Source organism: Brachybacterium sp. UNK5269 (genome assembly GCF_049266655.1).
Classification (GTDB): domain Bacteria; phylum Actinomycetota; class Actinomycetes; order Actinomycetales; family Dermabacteraceae; genus Brachybacterium.
Genome location: NZ_CP184883.1, coordinates 2,199,910 through 2,218,422, shown reverse-complemented (window position 1 = coordinate 2,218,422; position 18,513 = coordinate 2,199,910). Strand labels below are relative to the sequence as shown.

Below are 18,513 nucleotides of genomic sequence, written 5' to 3'. Positions count from 1 at the left end.
ATGGCCACCTCGCTGCTGACCCGCGTCAAGGCCCGGGTCGACCTGCACACCTCGAACCGGGCGCGCGGACTGATCCACGGGCGCGGCCGCTCGCTGTTCAAGGGCAGCGGCGAGGACTTCGACGACCTGAAGTACTACCAGCCCGGGGACAAGATCTCCGACATCGACTGGAAGGCCACCGCCCGCTCCGGGGAGCCGCTGATCCGCCAGTTCAACGAGGAGCGGGTGCGCCACCTCTCGATCGTGGCCGACACCTCCTCGGCGATGGCCGCGACCGCCGCCGACGGCAGCTCCAAGCGCGAGGCGATGATCCTCGCCGCCGGCATGATCTGCTTCCTGGCCCAGAAGAACGGCGACCTGGTGGGCATGGTGGCGGGGGCCGAGAGCCGCCCCGTCCAGCTGCCCTCCCGCTCGAGCGACGGGCACCTCGAGCTGCTGCTGCGCACCGCCCAGCAGGCCACCACCACCGCGGCGCCCGCCGCGGACAGCGCCTGGCTGCTGGAGCGGGCCTTCCGGGTCACCGCCCACTCCACCCTGATGACGATCATCACCGACGAGGCCCATCCCACCGTCGAGGACTTCGCGCTGCTGCGGCGGCTGAAGACCCGCCACGACCTGATCGTGGTCCGCATCGCCGACGCCGATCCGCTCCAGCCGGGCGCCCTGGACCACGACGTGGTCGACGTGGTCTCGCCCCGCGAGATCGGCGCCCTGACCCGCTCCTCGAAGCGGGTCGCCCAGGACGTCGCCGCCTATCGGCGGGCCCGCGCGGAGGGCATCGCCGAGATGCTGGACCGCCTGCACATCAGCCATGTGCTGACCCAGGGCGAGACCACCGTGGTCGAGGACATGATCACCATGCTGCGCACGAGGGAGTACCGCCATGCTCGTGGCTGAGCTCCTGGCCGAGCCGGCACCGCCGGAGATCATCGCCCCGCCCCAGTACTCCATCGCCTGGGTGATCCTGGCGGTGCTGTGCGTGCTGGTGATCATCGCCCTGATCGTCGTCCCGCTGCGGATCACCCGCGGCATCGAGCAGCGCATCGCCTACCGCAGCCGCCCCAGCGACCTCGAGGCCCTCAAGGCCGAGTTCCTGCGCGCCGTCAACGACGTCGCGGACCGCCACGAGGCCGGTGACCTCGAGGTCCGCGCCGGCCACCACGAGCTGACCGGGGTGATGCGCCGCTTCGTGCGCCGCACCACCGGCCACGACGTCAGCAGCCAGGACCTCGCGACGCTGCTGGCCGATCCCCGCACCCGCTCGGTCGGCGAGCTGATCCGGGACCTCTACGAGCCCGACTTCGCGCCGGCCTCGGACCGGGACCTGCGCGACTCGGTGCGCCGGGCCCGGGAGGTGATCCGCTCGTGGTCATGATCTTCTGGTGGGTGAGCGCGCTGCTGCTGCTGGCGGCCATCGCGGTGTGGGCGATCGCCTTCTGGAACCGTCGCGCCATGCGCCGATCCCCGGTGCTGGTGGCGAACTCCCGCTTCATGGACCGCATCCCCAGCTTCGTGCGCGCCCAGCGCACCACCCGCGTGGTGCGGGCGGCGCAGGTGGGCATCGCCGTGCTCGGCGTGCTCGCCGCCGCTGTGCTGTCCGGTCGGATCGCCACCGAGCGCATCGAGACCCCCGAGTTCGCCTCCCGCGACATCGTGCTGTGCCTGGACGTGTCCGGGTCGATGTACGAGTACGACACCGAGATCCTGGCCACCTTCGCGGAGCTGGTGGACACCTTCGAGGGGGAGCGGGTGGCGCTGTCGATCTTCAACTCGACCAGCCGCACCGTGTTCCCGCTGACCAACGACTACGACCTGATCAAGCGGGAGCTCGAGGCGGGCGCCGAGGCGATCGACTTCGACGAGTTCGGCTACCGCCTGGGCAGCCGGGACTACTCCGATGACAAGGTGCGCCAGTACGTCGAGTTCGTCGACGGCACCCGCGGCATCGCCGACGAGGCCTCGATCGTGCCCGACGGCCTGGCCTCCTGCGGCCAGGTCTTCGACCAGGCCGAGCAGGACCGCTCGCGCTCGATCATCTTCGCGACCGACAACGAGGTCAACGGCGAGCCGATCTTCACGCTCCAGGAGGCCACCGAGGCGATCGCCGAGCGCGAGATCGACCTCTACACCTTCTACCCCGGCCCCTACGAATGCGGTCCGCAGTGCTTCGAGGAGCTCCGCGGCGCCACCGAGGACCAGGACGGGGAGCTGTACGAGTCCTCGGACCCCGAGGCGATCCCCTCGATCATCCACCAGATCCAGAAGTCGCAGGCCGAGACCCTGGGAGCGACCCCGACCGTGATCCGCACCGACCATCCCGGGCCCGCCTTCGCGCTGACCGCGGTGGCGCTGGTGGGGATCCTGCTGCTGGGATGGAGGGCCCGCTGATGCGTCTCGAGCCGCTGCTGCCGCTGTGGGCGAGCCTCCCGCTGTTCGGCGGGATGCTGCTGCTGTGCGCGGTGCTGCTGATCCGTCGGCCCCGCCAGCGGGCGGCCTGGGCGCGGCGCGCGCTGATGGTGCTGCTGCTGCTGACGGTCGCCCTGCGGCCGGTCACCCCGATCGAGGGCGAGCAGACCCAGCGGATGAACGCCAACGTGTTCTTCGTGGTGGACCGCACCGGATCCATGAACGCCGAGGACTACGACGAGGGCCGGCCCCGCCTGGACGGGGTGAGGGCCGACATGACCCGGATCATGGACATGACCGAGGGCTCCCGCTACGCGATCATCGCCTTCGACTCCACCGCCACCCAGCAGCTGCCCCTGACCACCGACGCGGGCGCGGCGGCGGCCTGGATCGAGACCCTCACCACCGAGCCCACCGCCTACTCGACCGGCTCCAACGTCGACCGCCCCCTGGACGCGCTGCTGGTGGAGATCTCCGAGGCCAAGCGCGAGGACCCCGACTCGAGCGTGCTGGTGTACGTCCTCTCCGACGGGGAGAACACCGACGAGCGGGAGTCCGAGTCCTTCGGCCAGGCGGCCGGCTTCGTCGACGGCGGGGCGGTGCTGGGCTACGGCACCGCCGAGGGCGGAGCGATGAAGACCCAGGGCGGCGAGGACCACGGCGAGTACATCACCGGCCCCGACGGCCGGCCCGGCATCTCCCGCATCGACGAGGAGCAGCTGCGCACCATCGCCGGCCAGCTCGGCGTCCCCTACCTCCACCGCGACGACCCCGAGGCGCCGATCGAGGGCACCATGGAGGGCATCACCCTCTCGCCGATCCCCACCGAGTCCAGCCGGTCCGTGGCGAGCTTCGAGGACTGGTACTGGATCGCCGCCATCCCCCTGGCGGCGCTGATGATCTGGGAGCTGGGCGAGCTGACCTACCGCCTGCCGCGCCGGCTGGACCGCTACGACATCGAAGGAGCGCAGCGATGAGCACGCCCGTGACCGAGCGGCCGCCCACCCCGCCCGCGCTCGCCCAGGACACCCGCGGCCGCGCGCAGGACTTCGGGCTGAACACCCGGCGCCTGCGCCGCACCCGGGCGATCGTCTTCGCGGTGCTGGCCCTGCCGATCCTGCTGCTGGCGCTGCTGGCGCTGAAGTTCCTCTCGATGCCGATCACCCAGGCCACCCATCTGGCGGCCTACGAGGCGGGCGACCACCCCACCGCGATCGAGCGCCTCGCCCCGGTGGAGGTCGCCAACTGGTTCGAGCCCTACCTGCCGCACCTGTCCAAGGGCACCGCGCTGCTGCAGCAGGGCCAGGACGCCGCGGCGGAGCAGGAGCTGCGGACCGCGCTGTCGGAGTGGAACTCCCACAGCGACCTCAACGCCCCGCTGCACGCCCAGTGCAAGATCATCAACAACCTCGCCATCGCGATCGAGCGCCAGGCCGAGGGGATCACGGACCCCCAGGCGCGCGCCGACCGGCTCTTCGAGGCCGAGCAGCTGCTGGCCCCCTGCGCCGGCGGCGGCGGAGGCGGCGAGGGCGAGGGCGGCGGGGGCTCCGGCAACGAGGACTCCGAGACCACCGAGGGCACCGGCGAGCGGGTCGAGCAGGAGCGCCGCGAAGCCGACGAGGAGGCCGGCAACGACCCCGACGCGCGCGGCGCGGAGCCCGGCGGCGAGGAGCAAGGCGGCACTCCCGGTCAGAGCGACCCGGGCGAGCCCCGCCAGCAGGACCCCGAGGGCGACGGGCCCCCGGAGGAGACGCCCACCAGCGGCGGCTCCGAGCAGGACCCCAAGGAGGACGAGCTCGAGGAGCGCAACCGCGACGCCCAGGGCGGCGAGGGCGAGGACGAGCCCGGCGGCGAGGACCGGTCCCCGGAGAAGCCGTGGTGAGCATCGACGACGCCGAGCGCGCCTACCTCGACCACGCCGCCACCACGGTGCTGCGGCCCGCCGCGCTCGAGGCCTTCACCGCGGCCGCGGCGGTGCGGGGCAACCCCTCCTCCGTGCACGCCTCGGGCCGTCGCGCCCGCGGCGTGCTCGACGAGGCGCTGGAGACGATCGGCAGCCTGCTCGGGGTCCCGCGCAGCTGGCTGATCATGACCTCGGGCGGCACCGAGGCCGACAACCTCGCCATCCGCTCGGTGGCCCTCGGCGTGCATGCGGCCGACCCGGCGCGCACCGCCGTCGCGGTCGCCGCCACGGACCATCCCGCGGTCCTCGCCACGGCGCAGTCCCTCGAGGCCGGCACGCCCTCGCTGCAGGCACGGCTGCTGCCGGTGGACGCCCGCGGCCTGCTGCGCCCCGAGGGGATCGCCGCCGCTCTCGCCGACGGCGCCGTGAGCGTGATCAGCGCCGCGCTGGTCAACAACGAGACCGGCGCCCGGCAGGACCTGGCGGCCCTCGCCGCGGCCGCCCGACCCCACCGCACCCTGGTGCACACCGACGCCGTCCAGGGCATCGGCCACGCCCCGCTGCCCTCCTTCGAGGACGTCGACCTGATGTCGCTGTCCGGGCACAAGATCGGGGCCCCGGTGGGGGTGGGCGTGCTGGTGGCCACCCCCGACGTGCCCTTCGGGGTGGCCAGCACCGGCGGCGGCCAGCAGCGCGGGGTGCGCTCGGGCACCCTGGACGCCGCCCACGCCGCGGCCTTCGCGGCCGCGCTGCGCGAGACCCTCGCCGAGCGCGACCAGCAGCGTGAGCGGATCCGCGCGCTCGCGGCCTCCCTCACGGCCGGGATCCGCCGGATCGACCCCGGCGCCCGCTTCACCCTGCCGGAGGGCTCCCCGCGCTCGGAGCACATCGTGCACGTGGTCTTCCCCGGCGCCGACTCCGACGCGCTGCTGTTCCTGCTGGACGAGCGCGGGGTGGACTCCTCGGCCGGATCGGCCTGCTCGGCGGGGGTGACCCAGGCGAGCCCGGTGCTCGCGGCGATGGGCATCAGCGATCGGCAGGCCCGCGGCGCGCTGCGGCTCTCCTTCGGCTGGACCAGCACCCAGCGCGACGTCGACGTGCTGCTGGCGGCGCTGCCCGAGGCGCTCGAGAAGGCGCGGGCGGTGGGCGCGCTGTTCTCCTGAGCGCGGCCCGGCAAGGGGTCCCATCTCACGTCGGGCGGGCCCGCCGGGCGCCGGGCTGCTCCGTACACTCGGTGGGTGCGGATCAAGGAGGTGGCACGCGGATGAAGGTGCTGGCAGCGATGAGCGGCGGCGTGGACTCGGCGGTCGCGGCCGCCCGGGCGGCCGAGGCCGGGCACGAGGTCGTCGGCGTCCACATGGCGCTGTCGCGGAACCGCGACCAGCGCCGCACCGGCTCCCGGGGCTGCTGCACCGTGGAGGACGCCTCCGACGCCCGCCGGGCCGCCGACCGCATCGGCATCCCGTACTACGTCTGGGACCTCTCCGACGACTTCCACGACCTGGTGGTCGAGGACTTCCTGTCCGAGTACGCCGCCGGCCGGACCCCCAACCCCTGCGTGCGCTGCAACGAGCGCATCAAGTTCGCCTCCCTCCTGGAGCGCGCCACCCTGCTGGGCTTCGACGCGGTGTGCACCGGCCACTACGCCTCCATCCGCGCCGACGGGCCGGACGGCGCGGCCTCGCTGCACCGGGCCCGGAACCTGGCCAAGGACCAGTCCTACGTCCTGGCGGTGATGGGGCCCGGGGCCGTCGGCCGCTCCCTCTTCCCGCTCGGCGAGTACGAGACCAAGGACGCGGTGCGCGCCGAGGCCCGTTCCCGGGGCCTGGGCGTCTCCACCAAGCCCGACAGCTACGACATCTGCTTCGTCGCCGACGGCGACACCCGCGGCTTCCTCGAGCGCCATCTCGGCGAGGCCCCCGGCGAGATCCTCGACGAGAGCGGCGCGGTGCTGGGCACCCACCGCGGCACCCACGGCTTCACCATCGGCCAGCGCAAGGGCCTGGGCCTCCAGCAGCCCGCCGCCGACGGCGCCCCCCGCTACGTGGTCGACATCGATCCCGCCTCCCGTCAGGTGGTGGTGGGGGCCGGCGAGCTGCTGAGCACCCGCGAGCTGATCGCCGGCGACCTGGTGAGCTTCGAGCCGCTGGAGGCGGGCCGCGAGGTCCGCGCCCAGATCCGCGCGCACGGCGAGGCCACCCCCGCGCGCCTGCTCGAGGTCCTGCCCGAGACCGCCGCGGTGCGGGTGGGGCTCGAGACCCCGATCCGGGGCGTCGCCCCCGGCCAGACCCTCGTCCTCTACGACGGGGACCGGGTCCTCGCCGCCGCCACCCTGGAGCGCCGCGCATGAGCCATCTGCTGACCCTGACCGGCGACGGCACCTTCCGCGCCCCCACCCCGGAGCAGGCCCTGCGCCTCGAGCTGCCGGACGATCCGCACCTGGCCGCGCTGATGCGGCTGCGGGCCCTGCTGGGCGACGACCTCGAGGAGCAGATCGGCACCCGGCTCTACCTGCCCGCCGCACTCGGCACCGACGAGACCGACCACGTGCTGCCTGCCACCCTCGCCCTGCTCGCCGAGACCACCGGCGACCTGGTCAGCTACGGCTGGCGGGTCGGGCCGGGCCTCGGCCGCGCCTGGCAGCGCGCCGCCGAGCTGCGCGAGCGGATGCTCGACGCCGCCCGGATCGCCCTGCTGGGCTACGAGGGACCGCTGATGCTCACCGCCCTGGGCCCGGCGACCCTGGCCGGGGCGACCTTCCTGCACTCCGGCGAGCGCACCCTGGGGGATCCCGGGGCGGTGCGCGACCTGCCGCTGCTGCTGGCCGAGGGTCTCATCGAGCACCTGGGCCGGCTGCGCGAGCACGTCCCCGGCGCGCAGCCCCATCTGCTGCTGCGCGAGGACGCCGTCGCCGGCATCCACACCGGGCGCATCCCCACCCCCTCCGGGCGGCGCCGCTACCCGGCGATCCCGGCCCCGGACCTCGGCATGCTCTGGGGCAGCCTGCTCGCGGCCCTGGAGCAGGAGGGACTGCCGGCCGACTCGATCACCCTCGGCGTCGGAGCCGACGTGGAGCTGTTGCGCGCCGCCCGCGACGCCGGCGCCCGACGGATGGCGATCGGCCCGCGCCGCCTCGCGCCGCTGGAGTCCCCGCACGGGCGGGCGCTGTGGGAGGGCATCGCCGAGGCCCACGACGACGGCTGCGTCTTCGAGCTCGTCGTCGACCCCCGCCCCGGCGGCCACCTGGTGGCCGAGCTGGAGATGATGTTCGAGGCCTGGCGGCGTCTCGGGCACACCGAGGCCGACGCGGCGGGCTTCGCCCTGATCGCCCACACCGGCATCTCCCATGCCGTGCACGCCGGCACCGTCGACCCCTCCGCGCAGCCGGACCCCTCGAGCCTGCTGGACGAGACGGCGATCGAGTCGATGCTCCGCACCGCCCCCACCTGGGCCGAGCGCGTCGCCTCCTGAGCGCTCGTGCGTCACAATGGCCCGGTGACGCAGAGCGAGCAGAACCAGCAGCCGGACCAGCCGGGCACCGACTCCGCCCGGAGCGATGCGCACCGCGCCCAGCAGCGCATCGCCGCCCTCACCGCGCAGATCGAGCAGGCCCGGGTCGACTACTACGAGCACGACGCCCCCACCCTGGCGGACGCCGAGTACGACGCCCTGGAGCGGGAGCTCAGAGCGCTCGAGCAGGAGAACCCCCAGCTCGCCTCCGCCGACTCGCCGACCACCACCGTCGGCGGCGCGGTCGCTGCGGGCTTCGCCCCCGTCGAGCACATCGAGCGGATGATGAGCCTGGACAACGCGTTCAGCCTCGCGGAGATCGACGCCTGGGCGCACCGGGTCGCGGAGGGCCTCGGCGGCGGCGCCGAGGAGCTCCGCTACCTCAGCGAGCTCAAGATCGACGGGCTCGCGATCTCCCTGGTCTACCAGGACGGGGAGCTGGTGCGCGGGGTGACCCGCGGCGACGGCCGCGTCGGCGAGGACGTCACCGCCAACGTGCGCACCATCGCCGGGATCCCGCACCGCCTGCAGCTCGAAGGCGGCGAGCAGCCGCCCGCCCTGCTCGAGGTGCGGGGCGAGGTGTTCTACCCCACCGCGGCCTTCGAGGAGCTCAACGCGCAGCGCCGCGAGGCCGGACTGGCCGAGTTCGCCAACCCCCGCAACACCGCGGCGGGCTCGCTGCGGCAGAAGGACACCGCGGTCACCGCCTCCCGGAAGCTCGCCGTCTACGTCCACGGCATCGGCGCCCACCAGGGCATGACCCTGACCTCCCAGTCCCACGTCTACGAGACCCTGCAGGGCTGGGGCCTGCCCACCTCGCCCCACTCCCGGGTGCTCGCCTCCCTCGCCGAGGTGCACGCGTTCATCGCCGAGCGCGGCGAGCACCGCCACGACGTCGAGCACGAGATCGACGGCATCGTGATCAAGGTCGACTCCTTCGCCCAGCAGCGGGCGCTCGGCTCCACCTCCCGCGCCCCCCGCTGGGCGATCGCCTTCAAGTACCCGCCGGAGGAGGTCACCACCACCCTGCTGGACATCCAGGTCAACGTGGGCCGCACCGGCCGGGTGACCCCCTACGGCGTGATGGAGCCGGTCAAGGTCGCGGGCTCCACCGTCGAGCTCGCCACCCTCCACAACCAGTTCGAGGTCGAGCGCAAGGGCGTGCTGATCGGCGACACCGTCGTCCTGCGCAAGGCCGGCGACGTGATCCCCGAGATCCTGGGCCCGGTGGAGGCGCTGCGCGACGGCACCGAGCGACCCTTCGTGATGCCGACCGCCTGCCCCTCCTGCGGCACCGCCATCGGCCCCGCCAGGGAGGGCGACAAGGACTGGCGCTGCCCGAACCAGAAGGACTGCCCCGCACAGGTCACCGGCCGGATCGAGCACGCCGGCTCCCGGGGCGCCTTCGACATCGAGTCGCTCGGCGAGGAGAGCGCGATGGCCCTGACCGACCCGGACCGGCGCCGCGGCCAGGCCCTCGCCGCGCTCGCCGCCGGACACAGCCTCCACCTGCCGCTGCGCACCGCGGAGGACACCGCGCGCGAGGGCTTCGTGGTGCTGAAGAACGGCGAGGTCACCGGCGGCACCGACGGCGTCCCCGTGCTGCGGATCACCTCCGCCGACGATCCGCTGCTGCCCGCCCTCCAGCAGCCGGTGATCACCATCGGCGACGACCTGTTCGACCTCAGCGCCGAGGACCTCCGGGACGTGGTGGTCTGGCAGCCCGAGCGGCGCGACGGCGAGCCCACCGGCGACTGGCGGATCCAGCCGGCCTTCTTCTCGCGCCCGCAGTTCAAGCACTACAAGCGCGAGGGAACCTGGAAGCAGCAGAAGGCGTCGGCGGTCCTGAAGAACACCGAGCTGCTGATCGCCGAGCTCGAGAAGGCCAAGCAGCAGCCCCTGTGGCGGGTGCTGGTCGCGCTGTCGATCCGGCACGTGGGGCCCACGGCCGCCCGCTCCCTGGCCACCGCCTACGGCTCGATGGACGCGATCCGCGCGGCGAGCGTCGAGGAGCTCGCCGGCACCGACGGGGTGGGCCCGATCATCGCCGAGGCGGTCACCGAATGGTTCGCGGTGGACTGGCACCGGCAGCTGGTCGACGGCTGGGCGCGCTCGGGGGTGCGGATGGCCGACGAGGTCGAGGAGGGCTTCGTGAAGACCCTCGAGGGGCTGACGGTGGTGGTCACCGGTGGTCTGGAGGACTTCACCCGCGACGGCGCCAAGGAGGCGATCATCGCCCGCGGCGGCCGGGCCTCCGGCTCCGTCTCCAAGAAGACCGACTTCGTGGTGATCGGGGAGAACGCCGGCTCCAAGGCCGACAAGGCGCGCGACCTCGGCCTGCGGATCCTCGACGAGGCCGGCTTCGTCACCCTGCTCGAGGGCGGTCCGGCGGCGCTGGACGCCTAGCCGGGCTCCGCGGCCTCAGGTCACCAGCGCGAGCGCGAGCGGCAGCACCGGCCCCGCGCCGCGGCGCCGCAGCGCCCGCCCCGCGAGGGTCATCGTCCAGCGGGTGTCGACCTCGTCGTCGACCAGCAGGATCGGGGCGCCGTCCAGCGCCGCGATCGCCGCGGCCAGCTCCTCGGTGACCACGAAGCGGTCCCACAGCTCGGCGACGCGGAAGGCGCTGTTGCGGGCGCCGTGCCGGGGCGCGGCCTGCGGTGCCAGGGCCAGTTCGCCGAGGTCCTGCATCCGCCCCACCCGGGCGATGCCCGCGGCCAGCTCCCGCACCAGCTGCGGCCGGGTGGTCGAGGGCACGGCGAGCACGGCGGCCGGCCGCTGCTGCCAGTCCCAGTCGGCCAGCACCTCCACCACCCGCTGGGCGATCGCCGGGGACAGCGTCGCATCGCGCCGCCGCCCCTGCTCATCCACCGCGAGCAGCTCCCGCAGCTGCACGGCCCAGCCCAGGTCGGAGCGCCGCGCCACCGCCCGCCCCTCCTCGAGCCGCTCGGCCGGGGCGATGTTCCCCCGCAGGGCGCCCCCGGCCTCTGTCGTGACGCCGAGCCGGTCCAGACCCTGCGGCCACTGCTTGCGCGGCTCGATCGGCACCCCCACCCGCTCCAGCACCCGCGCGACCGCCTCCTGGGAGGCGCCCGCACCCGCGCCCGGAGCGGGGTACCAGGGGCCGGCGCAGACGTCGCAGCGCCCGCACGGCGCGGCCGTGTCGTCGTCGAGCTGCCGGGCCAGGAACACCATCCGGCACTGCTGCGGATCCCCGGGCCGCAGCTGCTCGTACTCGAGCATCGCCTGCTGCTCCTCGCGGCGGGCCCGGGCCACGTTCTCGTAGCGCACGGCGTCGTAGGTCCAGGGCGCGCCGGTGGCCACCCAGCCGCCCTGGACGCTGCGCACCGCCCCGTCGACCGCGAGCACCTTCAGCAGCAGCTCGAGCGCGGCGCGGCGCACGTCCACCCGCGCCTCGAGCGCCGCGGTGCTCAGCGGCCGCTCGGAGGAGGCCAGCGCGGCCAGCACCGCGGCGGCGCTGGCCTGCGAGGGCATCGAGGCGGTCGCGAAGTACTCCCAGATCGCGCGGTCCTCACGGCCCGGCAGCAGCAGCACCTCGGCGGTGTCGGTGGCGCGACCGGCGCGGCCCACCTGCTGGTAGTAGGCCACCGGGGAGCTCGGCGCGCCCAGATGCACCACGAAGCCGAGGTCCGGCTTGTCGAAGCCCATGCCCAGCGCACTGGTCGCGGCCAGCGCCTTGACCTCGTTGTCCTTGAGGGCCTGCTCGAGCCCGGCCCGCTCCTCGGCATCGGTGCGGCCGGTGTAGGCGCGCACCCGTCGGCCCGGGCGGTCCAGTAGGTCGGCGAGGTCCTCCGCGGCCGAGACGGTGAGGGTGTAGATGATCCCCGAGCCCGGCAGCTCGTCGAGGTGCTCGACCAGGTACTCGAGCCGGGCGCGGTCGTCCGGCAGGCTCAGGCAGCCCAGGCGCAGGGAGGCCCGGGTCAGGGGGCCGCGCAGGGTCAGCACCGGCGCCGCGCCGTCGCCGCGCACCTCGAGCTGCTCGGCGACGTCGGCCACCACCCGCGAGTTCGCCGTCGCGGTGGTCGCGAGCACCGGCACCTCGGGGCCGAGCTCGCCCACCAGGTCCCGCAGCCGCCGGTAGTCGGGGCGGAAGTCGTGGCCCCAGTCGGAGATGCAGTGCGCCTCGTCGATCACCAGCAGCCCGCAGCGCTCCACCAGGGCCGGCAGCTGCTCGCTGCGGAAGCGGGGGTTGACCAGCCGTTCGGGGGAGACCAGCAGCACGTCGAGCTGATCGTCCCCCAGCGCCTGCTCGATCTCGGCCCACTCGGTGGGGTTCGCCGAGCTGATCGCCTCCGCGCGCACCCCGGCGCGGCGGGCGGCCGCGACCTGGTCCCGCATCAGCGCGATCAGCGGGGAGATGATCAGCGCCGGCCCCGAGCCCCGCCGGCGCTGCAGCAGCGCGGCCAGGAAGTACACCGCGGACTTCCCCCAGCCGGTGCGCTGGACCACCAGCACCCGTCGCCGCTGCTCGACCAGCGCCGCAATCGCCTCGAACTGGCCGTCGTGGAAGTCGGCGTCGGCGCGACCGGTCAGCGCGCGCAGCGCCTCCTGCGCCTCGTCGCGCAGCGGGGTGGGGGAGGGGAGATCGGGGGAGTCCATGCCCCCAGTCTCGCAAGGCGCGTCCGCCGGCGACGACCGCGGGCCTGAGAGGACTCTCATCGTCCTCTCATGCCCGGTGACCCCCCTCTCATCGGCCCTCGCTAGCGTGCCCGCCATGAGCAGAGCACCCCATCTCCTCCCGCCCGCGGCAGCCTCGATCCCCGACAGCCGGTCCACCCGTGCGCTCGCCGGTCTCCTGACCGGTGCGCTGCTGGCCGCGGTGGCCCTCCCCATCGGCCGGCTGGGCCGGGAGGGGGCGCGCGACTCCTTCCCCTTCAGCCACTACCCGATGTTCTCCGCGCGGCGGAAGGCGCACTACTGGGTCACCCATCTGCTCGGCGTCGCCGCCGACGGCTCGGTGCGTCCGCTGCACTACTCCTACCTCGGCAGCGGCGGGCTGAACGCCGTGCGCCGCCAGGTGCGCCGGCGGGTGCACGAGGGCGACGGGCAGCTGCTCGCCGAGCGCGCCGCGGCGCGGATCGCCGGCCGCGACCGCCCCGCCGACCGCGAGGTGGTGCAGGTGCAGGTGGTGCGCGGACGCTACCTGGTGGAGCCGTTCATGGCCGGCGCCGCGCGGGAGCAGTTCACCTCGCGCCTGGACGTGCGCGGGACCGCCGCCGTCCCCGGGCGCGGGGCCCTCCTGACCGGTCAGGACGCCCGATGAGCGCGGACGGCCTGACCTCGCTGCTGCGCTCCGCCGCTGCCGGGGCCCGCCGGCGCCTGGCACCGAGCGCCCCGGCCACCACCCCGGCGCTGCTGCGCCTCGCGGTGGGCGGCTACCACCTCTGGCACGTCGGCCGGAAGCGGGGGCTCTACGCCGGTGTGCACCGCACCGACGCGGAGAGCTTCGACCCGGTGGGCCCGGTCCGGATCCTGCGCCGGCCGCTGCCGCCGGTGCTGGCGGACCGTCTCGTCGACGCCTCCCTGGTCACCGGCGCCCTGTTCACCGCGGGGTTCGGGCACCGGGTGGTCGGCCCCCTGCACGCCGCGCTGCAGACCTGGAACTTCTCGTACCGCAACTCCTGGTCGATGGTCTTCCACCACGAGAACACCCTCGTGCTGCACACGATGGTGCTGGCCGCGGCGCCGGCGGCCGACGCCCTCAGCGCGGACGCCCTGCGGCGCGACCGCAGCCTGCTGCCGCACCGGCGCTCCTGGATGTACGGCGCGACGCCGACGGTGATGAACGCCGCGGTCACCCTCACCTACCTGATCGCGGGCCTGGCGAAGTTCGCGGGCGGTGACGGCGCGCGCTGGGTCGACGGCGCGAACATGCGCGGCCAGATCGCCTTCGACGCGCTGCGCAAGCAGATGCTGGGCGCCGAGACCTCGCCGCTGGGCCGGGCCCTGTACCCGCACCGTCACCTGTTCACGGTGCTGGCGGCCTTCTCGCTGGTGCTCGAGATCGGGGCGCCGCTGGCGCTGCTGGACCGGAAGCTCGGCCGGCTGTTCGCGCTGGGCGCGTTCTCGATGCACTGGGGGATCAGGGCGATCATGCGGATCACCTTCCCGTACCACCTCTCGGGCGTGCTCTACCTGCCGCTGCTGCTGATGCCGCCGCCGGAGGCGCCCCGGGGCTGATCAGGTGCCCTGTGTCCGCTCGCGGTCCAGGCGCCGCAGCCGCTCCGAGGTGGTCTCGGAATCGGTCAGCGGATCCTCCTTGGTGGCCAGGGCGCGGCGCATCCGGGCCTCGAGCTCCTGGGCCTCGCGGATCCGGGGATCGTCCGAGAGCTCCTCGCCGTCCTCCGGGTCGTGGGAGTCCATATCGATGTTCGGGTCGACGGACATGTCGGGGTCCCTTCGTCGCGGCTGGGGACAGGGAGTCTACCCGCGCCCCGTACGATCGACCCGATGAGCCGACGCCCCCGACGCCCCCAGCGGGCCTCCGCCCTGCCCCCGCTGACCGGCTCCCGCCTGATCGAGGCGCTGATCGCCGGCTGGCGGCCGCTGCAGCGCCTGGACGTCGGCGGCTTCGCCGTGCTGCGCTCACGGGGCATCACCCGCCGCGCCCACAGCATCGTCGCCCTCGACCCGGACCCGGAGCAGCCGGCCGCCGCGCTCGAGCAGGTCGAGTCCCTGCTGGCGAGGGCGGGGGAGCGCCCCGTGCACCGGATCTTCGAGCACGAGCCCTCCGCGTCCCTCGACGTCCTGCTCGCCGCCCGCGGTGACGAGGCCGTCGGCCACAGCGAGATCCTCGAGCTGCCGCTGACCACCACCGCCCCGCCATCCGGTGCGGCCCTGGTCGCCACCGGCGCCCTGGATGCGGACTGGTTCGCGCAGGCCTGGGCGCTGGCCCCCCGCGAGGGCGAGCACGCCCGGGACACCCTGCGCGACATCCTCGCCGGCACCCCCGCGCTCCAGGTGCGGATCCCCGCCGCGGACGGGACCGCGGCCGCCGTCGGCCGGGCGGCGCTGGTGAGCGCCGGCAGGGAGCAGCTCGCGGTGCTGAACATGATCGCGGTGGCTCCGCAGCAGCGGCGGCAGGGACTCGGCCGGGAGCTGTCCGGCACGCTGCTCGCCCTCGCCGCCGCGCAGGGAGCGGGCCGCGCCCTGCTCGAGGTCGAGCGCGACAACGCCCCCGCCCTGTCCCTCTACCGCGCTCTCGGCTCCCGCCGGATCGGCGGCTACCACTACCGGGCGCGCCGGGAGGACTGAGCCCCCGCCCGGCGTCCCCGCCCCACCGGACGTCCTAGACTGCCCCCATGCCTTCGATCGGACGAGATGACGTCGCACGCCTCGCCGACCTCGCACGGATCCAGCTCACCGATGAGGAGATCGACCGCTTCGCCGGCGAGTTCGACTCCATCATGGACGCTGTCGCCTCCGTCTCCGAGGTCGCCACCGAGGACGTCCCCGCGACCTCCCACCCCCTTCCCCTGACGAACGTCTTCCGCGAGGACGTCGTCGTGACCACCCTGACCCAGCAGCAGGCGCTCGCCGGCGCCCCCGAGGCCGCGGACGGCCGTTTCGCCGTCCCGCAGATCCTGGGCGAAGAATGATGAGTGCGAGGAGCATGACCCCACCGATGAGCCACGACGACATCATCCGCCGCAGCGCCGCCGCCCAGGCCGCCGCGCTCGGGACCGGGGAGATCTCCTCCGAGGAGCTCACCCGCGCCCACCTGGACCGCATCGCCGCCGTCGACGGCGAGCTGAACGCCTTCCTCCACGTCAACGAGGACGAGGCCCTGACCACCTCCCGCGACGTGGACGCCCGCCGCGCCGCCGGCGACCAGCTCCACCCGCTGGCCGGGGTGCCCATCGCCGTCAAGGACGTCGTGGTCACCGAGGGCCAGCCCACCACGGCCGGCTCCCGGATCCTCGAGGGCTGGATCCCTCCCTACGACGCGACCCTGGTGACCCGGCTGCGCGCCGCCGGACTGCCGATCCTCGGCAAGACCAACCTCGACGAGTTCGCGATGGGCTCCTCGACCGAGAACAGCGCCTTCGGCCCCACCCGCAACCCCTGGGACACCGGCCGCATCCCGGGCGGCTCCGGCGGCGGCAGCGCCGCGGCGGTGGGCTCCTACGAGGCCCCGCTCGCCATCGGCACCGACACCGGCGGCTCGATCCGCCAGCCCGGCGCCGTCACCGGCACCGTCGGCGTGAAGCCCACCTACGGCTCCGTCTCCCGCTACGGGCTGATCGCCATGGCCAGTTCGCTCGACCAGGCCGGCCCCGTCACCCGCACCGTCGAGGACGCCGCGCTGCTGCACGAGCTGATCGCCGGCCACGACCCGCTCGACTCGACGTCCCTGCCCGACCCCGTCGGCGCGTACGCCGAGGCCGCTCGCAGCCGCGACGTCAGGGGCCTGCGCATCGGCGTGATCGAGGAGCTCGAGGGCGAGGGCTTCGCCCCCGAGGTCCGGGCCCGCTTCACCGAGTCCCTCGACCACCTCGAGCGGGCCGGCGCCGAGATCGTCCGCGTCTCCTGCCCGAACTTCCGGTACGCGCTCGGCGCCTACTACCTGATCATGCCGTCGGAGGCCTCCAGCAACCTCGCGAAGTTCGACGGCATGCGCTTCGGCCTGCGGGTGGTCCCGGAGGACAGCCCCACCGCCGAGTCCGTCATGAAGGCCACCCGCGGCGCCGGCTTCGGCGACGAGGTCAAGCGCCGCATCCTGCTGGGCACATACGCCCTGTCGGCCGGCTACTTCGACGCCTACTACGGCAGCGCCCAGAAGGTCCGCACCCTCGTGCAGCGCGACTTCACGGCCGCCTTCGACAGCGTCGACGTGCTCGCCTCGCCGACCTCCCCGACCGTCGCCTTCCGCCTCGGCGAGAAGGTCGACGACCCGATGGCCATGTACCTCAACGACATCGCCACCATCCCCGCCAACCTCGCCGGCACCCCGGGCATCTCGGTGCCCAGCGGACTGGCCGAGGACGGACTGCCCGCCGGCATCCAGTTCCTCGCCCCGATCCGCGCCGACGAGCGCCTCTACCGCGTCGGCGGCGCCCTCGAGGCGCTGCTCGAGGACGCCTGGGGCGGACCGCTGCTGGCCAAGGCCCCCGAGCTCGCGACGATCGCACAAGGAGCGAAGTGATGAGCACCGCCCAGATGATCGACCTCGTCGACTACGACGAGGCCATCGCCCGCTTCGATCCCGTCCTCGGCATCGAGGTCCACGTCGAGCTCGGCACCGCCACCAAGATGTTCGACGGCGCGCCCAACATCTTCGCCGCCGAGCCCAACACGGCGATCACCCCCACCTCGCTGGGCCTGCCCGGCTCGCTGCCGGTGGTCAACCGCCGGGCCGTCGAGTACGCGATCAAGATCGGCCTGGCGCTGAACTGCTCGATCGCCGAGACCTGCCGCTTCTCCCGCAAGCAGTACTTCTACCCGGACCTCACCAAGAACTTCCAGACCTCGCAGTACGACGAGCCGATCGCCTTCGACGGCTGGGTCGACGTCGAGCTCGAGGACGGCGAGATCGTCCGGGTCGAGATCGAGCGCGCCCACATGGAGGAGGACGCCGGCAAGAACACCCACGTCGGCGGCTCCACCGGGCGCATCCACGGCGCCACCCACTCCGAGGTGGACTACAACCGCGCCGGGGTCCCGCTGGTGGAGATCGTCACGAGGCCGATCCCGGACACCCGGGGGCGCGCCCCCGAGGTCGCCGCCGCCTACGTGCGCACCCTGCGCGACATCTTCCGGGCGCTCGAGGTCTCCGAGGCGAAGATGGAGCGCGGCAACGTCCGCGCCGACATCAACGTCTCCCTGCGCCCCGATGCCTCCGCGCCGCTGGGCACCCGCACCGAGACCAAGAACGTCAACTCGTTCCGGTCGATCGAGCGCACGGTGCGCTACGAGATCTCCCGCCAGGCGGGCGTCCTCGACGCCGGCCAGAAGGTCGTCCAGGAGACCCGCCACTTCCACGAGGACACCGGCGGCACCTCGCCCGGTCGCCCGAAGTCCGACGCGGAGGACTACCGCTACTTCCCCGAGCCGGACCTGGTGCCCGTCGCCCCGAGCCGGGAGTGGGTCGAGGAGATCCGCTCCACCCTGCCCGAGCTGCCCGCGGCCCGCCGCCGCCGGCTGCTGGGGGAGTGGGGCTTCAGCGACTTCGAGATGCGCGACGTCATCAACGCCGGCGCCCTCGACCTGCTCGAGGCCACCGTCGCGGCCGGTGCGAGCGCGCAGAGCGCCCGCAAGTGGTGGATGGGCGAGCTGGCCCGCGTGGCCAAGGACCGCGACCTCGAGCTCGAGCAGCTCGCCGTTACCCCGGCGCAGGTCGCGCAGCTGCAGTCCCTGGTGGACGGCAAGCAGATTAACGACAAGATCGCCAAGCAGGTGCTGACGAAGGTGCTCGAGGGTCAGGGCGACCCGGCCGCGATCGTCGAGCGCGACGGCCTGGCCGTCGTCTCCGACGACTCGGTGCTCACCGGGGCTGTCGAGCAGGCCATCGCCGAGAACCCCGACGTGGTCGCGAAGATCCAGGGCGGCAAGGTCCAGGCCATCGGCGCCCTGATCGGCCCGATCATGAAGGCCACCCGGGGTCAGGCCGACGCCGGCCGGGTGCGCGAGATCATCATGGACAAGCTCGGCGTCAGCTGAGTCGTCCCCGCCGAACG

17 protein-coding genes are annotated in these 18,513 nt (G+C 73.9%); 15 read left to right on the top strand and 2 right to left on the bottom strand.

Annotated elements, in window-relative coordinates; genetic code table 11:
• The 9 genes from ACOJUI_RS10355 (at position 1) to ligA (ending at position 10,225) form a co-directional block, all read left to right on the top strand.
• A complete protein-coding gene (locus ACOJUI_RS10355; RefSeq protein WP_422114885.1) occupies positions 1-897 on the top strand; it encodes a DUF58 domain-containing protein in 897 nt (298 codons plus the stop codon).
• Positions 884-1,375 carry a hypothetical protein gene (locus tag ACOJUI_RS10350; protein WP_422114884.1) on the top strand — a complete coding sequence of 164 codons (492 nt, stop codon included), beginning with the start codon at positions 884-886 and terminating at the stop codon, positions 1,373-1,375. The genes ACOJUI_RS10355 and ACOJUI_RS10350 overlap by 14 nt, the downstream gene beginning before the upstream one ends.
• Positions 1,372-2,388, top strand: a complete 1,017-nt coding sequence (locus ACOJUI_RS10345; protein ID WP_422114883.1) for a vWA domain-containing protein — start codon at positions 1,372-1,374, stop codon at positions 2,386-2,388. Before ACOJUI_RS10350 ends, ACOJUI_RS10345 begins: the two co-directional genes overlap by 4 nt.
• On the top strand, positions 2,388-3,383 hold the full coding sequence (locus tag ACOJUI_RS10340) for a vWA domain-containing protein (RefSeq protein ID WP_422114882.1): 996 nt from the start codon (positions 2,388-2,390) through the stop codon (positions 3,381-3,383). The genes ACOJUI_RS10345 and ACOJUI_RS10340 overlap by 1 nt, the downstream gene beginning before the upstream one ends.
• Positions 3,380-4,288 (top strand): hypothetical protein, encoded by a 909-nt coding sequence (locus ACOJUI_RS10335; protein WP_422114881.1) that lies wholly within the window; start codon positions 3,380-3,382, stop codon positions 4,286-4,288. Before ACOJUI_RS10340 ends, ACOJUI_RS10335 begins: the two co-directional genes overlap by 4 nt.
• The gene (locus ACOJUI_RS10330) at positions 4,285-5,472 is read left to right on the top strand and encodes a cysteine desulfurase family protein (RefSeq protein WP_422114880.1); all 1,188 of its coding nucleotides are present in this window, start codon (positions 4,285-4,287) and stop codon (positions 5,470-5,472) included. Before ACOJUI_RS10335 ends, ACOJUI_RS10330 begins: the two co-directional genes overlap by 4 nt.
• A gap of 101 nt (positions 5,473-5,573) precedes the next feature.
• Entirely contained in the window at positions 5,574-6,659 is a 1,086-nt protein-coding gene (gene mnmA, locus ACOJUI_RS10325; RefSeq protein WP_422114879.1) for a tRNA 2-thiouridine(34) synthase MnmA, read from the top strand.
• Positions 6,656-7,780, top strand: a complete 1,125-nt coding sequence (locus ACOJUI_RS10320) for a hypothetical protein (protein WP_422114878.1) — start codon at positions 6,656-6,658, stop codon at positions 7,778-7,780. Before mnmA ends, ACOJUI_RS10320 begins: the two co-directional genes overlap by 4 nt.
• 24 nt (positions 7,781-7,804) lie before the next feature.
• Positions 7,805-10,225: an NAD-dependent DNA ligase LigA gene (gene ligA, locus ACOJUI_RS10315; protein WP_422114877.1), complete on the top strand. Its 2,421-nt coding sequence runs from the start codon at positions 7,805-7,807 to the stop codon at positions 10,223-10,225.
• A gap of 15 nt (positions 10,226-10,240) precedes the next feature.
• Here the strand turns inward: ligA and ACOJUI_RS10310 are convergent, their stop codons facing one another.
• Positions 10,241-12,436 carry a DEAD/DEAH box helicase gene (locus ACOJUI_RS10310; protein ID WP_422114876.1) on the bottom strand — a complete coding sequence of 732 codons (2,196 nt, stop codon included), beginning with the start codon at positions 12,434-12,436 and terminating at the stop codon, positions 10,241-10,243.
• A gap of 115 nt (positions 12,437-12,551) precedes the next feature.
• On the opposite strand from ACOJUI_RS10310, the gene ACOJUI_RS10305 reads away from it, so the two are divergent.
• Together ACOJUI_RS10305 and ACOJUI_RS10300 are read left to right on the top strand one after the other, a co-directional pair.
• Positions 12,552-13,100: a hypothetical protein gene (locus tag ACOJUI_RS10305; protein ID WP_422114875.1), complete on the top strand. Its 549-nt coding sequence runs from the start codon at positions 12,552-12,554 to the stop codon at positions 13,098-13,100.
• On the top strand, positions 13,097-14,017 hold the full coding sequence (locus ACOJUI_RS10300; protein WP_422114874.1) for a hypothetical protein: 921 nt from the start codon (positions 13,097-13,099) through the stop codon (positions 14,015-14,017). The genes ACOJUI_RS10305 and ACOJUI_RS10300 overlap by 4 nt, the downstream gene beginning before the upstream one ends.
• Here the strand turns inward: ACOJUI_RS10300 and ACOJUI_RS10295 are convergent, their stop codons facing one another.
• Positions 14,018-14,224, bottom strand: a complete 207-nt coding sequence (locus ACOJUI_RS10295) for a hypothetical protein (protein WP_422114873.1) — start codon at positions 14,222-14,224, stop codon at positions 14,018-14,020. It abuts the gene before it with no gap.
• 63 nt (positions 14,225-14,287) lie between these two features.
• Here ACOJUI_RS10295 and ACOJUI_RS10290 point away from each other — a divergent pair, with 63 nt between their 5' ends.
• From ACOJUI_RS10290 to gatB, 4 genes are read left to right on the top strand one after another with little or no spacing between them, the layout of a single operon-like run.
• Positions 14,288-15,091 carry a GNAT family N-acetyltransferase gene (locus ACOJUI_RS10290; RefSeq protein WP_422114872.1) on the top strand — a complete coding sequence of 268 codons (804 nt, stop codon included), beginning with the start codon at positions 14,288-14,290 and terminating at the stop codon, positions 15,089-15,091.
• 47 nt (positions 15,092-15,138) lie between these two features.
• Entirely contained in the window at positions 15,139-15,435 is a 297-nt protein-coding gene (gene gatC, locus ACOJUI_RS10285) for an Asp-tRNA(Asn)/Glu-tRNA(Gln) amidotransferase subunit GatC (RefSeq protein WP_422114871.1), read from the top strand.
• Positions 15,436-15,461: 26 nt separating this feature from the next.
• Complete coding sequence (gene gatA, locus ACOJUI_RS10280; protein ID WP_422114870.1) at positions 15,462-16,982, top strand: Asp-tRNA(Asn)/Glu-tRNA(Gln) amidotransferase subunit GatA; 1,521 nt, start codon at positions 15,462-15,464, stop codon at positions 16,980-16,982.
• A complete protein-coding gene (gatB, locus tag ACOJUI_RS10275; RefSeq protein WP_422114869.1) occupies positions 16,982-18,496 on the top strand; it encodes an Asp-tRNA(Asn)/Glu-tRNA(Gln) amidotransferase subunit GatB in 1,515 nt (504 codons plus the stop codon). The genes gatA and gatB overlap by 1 nt, the downstream gene beginning before the upstream one ends.
• The last annotated feature ends 17 nt before the right edge of the window (positions 18,497-18,513 follow it).

Excerpts from the sequence above, each read along its gene's own strand:
- ACOJUI_RS10340 (WP_422114882.1), top strand. The coding sequence starts at position 2,388 with ATGCGTCTCGAGCCGCTGCTGCCGCTGTGGGCGAGCCTCCCGCTGTTC.
- ACOJUI_RS10350 (WP_422114884.1), top strand. The coding sequence starts at position 884 with ATGCTCGTGGCTGAGCTCCTGGCCGAGCCGGCACCGCCGGAGATCATC.
- ACOJUI_RS10295 (WP_422114873.1), bottom strand. The coding sequence starts at position 14,224 with ATGTCCGTCGACCCGAACATCGATATGGACTCCCACGACCCGGAGGAC.
- ACOJUI_RS10300 (WP_422114874.1), top strand. The coding sequence starts at position 13,097 with ATGAGCGCGGACGGCCTGACCTCGCTGCTGCGCTCCGCCGCTGCCGGG.
- ACOJUI_RS10310 (WP_422114876.1), bottom strand. The coding sequence starts at position 12,436 with ATGGACTCCCCCGATCTCCCCTCCCCCACCCCGCTGCGCGACGAGGCG.
- gatC (WP_422114871.1), top strand. The coding sequence starts at position 15,139 with ATGCCTTCGATCGGACGAGATGACGTCGCACGCCTCGCCGACCTCGCA.
- ACOJUI_RS10335 (WP_422114881.1), top strand. The coding sequence starts at position 3,380 with ATGAGCACGCCCGTGACCGAGCGGCCGCCCACCCCGCCCGCGCTCGCC.
- ACOJUI_RS10305 (WP_422114875.1), top strand. The coding sequence starts at position 12,552 with ATGAGCAGAGCACCCCATCTCCTCCCGCCCGCGGCAGCCTCGATCCCC.
- gatB (WP_422114869.1), top strand. The coding sequence starts at position 16,982 with ATGAGCACCGCCCAGATGATCGACCTCGTCGACTACGACGAGGCCATC.
- mnmA (WP_422114879.1), top strand. The coding sequence starts at position 5,574 with ATGAAGGTGCTGGCAGCGATGAGCGGCGGCGTGGACTCGGCGGTCGCG.
- ACOJUI_RS10290 (WP_422114872.1), top strand. The coding sequence starts at position 14,288 with ATGAGCCGACGCCCCCGACGCCCCCAGCGGGCCTCCGCCCTGCCCCCG.
- gatA (WP_422114870.1), top strand. The coding sequence starts at position 15,462 with ATGAGCCACGACGACATCATCCGCCGCAGCGCCGCCGCCCAGGCCGCC.
- ACOJUI_RS10320 (WP_422114878.1), top strand. The coding sequence starts at position 6,656 with ATGAGCCATCTGCTGACCCTGACCGGCGACGGCACCTTCCGCGCCCCC.
- ACOJUI_RS10355 (WP_422114885.1), top strand. The coding sequence starts at position 1 with ATGGCCACCTCGCTGCTGACCCGCGTCAAGGCCCGGGTCGACCTGCAC.
- ACOJUI_RS10345 (WP_422114883.1), top strand. The coding sequence starts at position 1,372 with ATGATCTTCTGGTGGGTGAGCGCGCTGCTGCTGCTGGCGGCCATCGCG.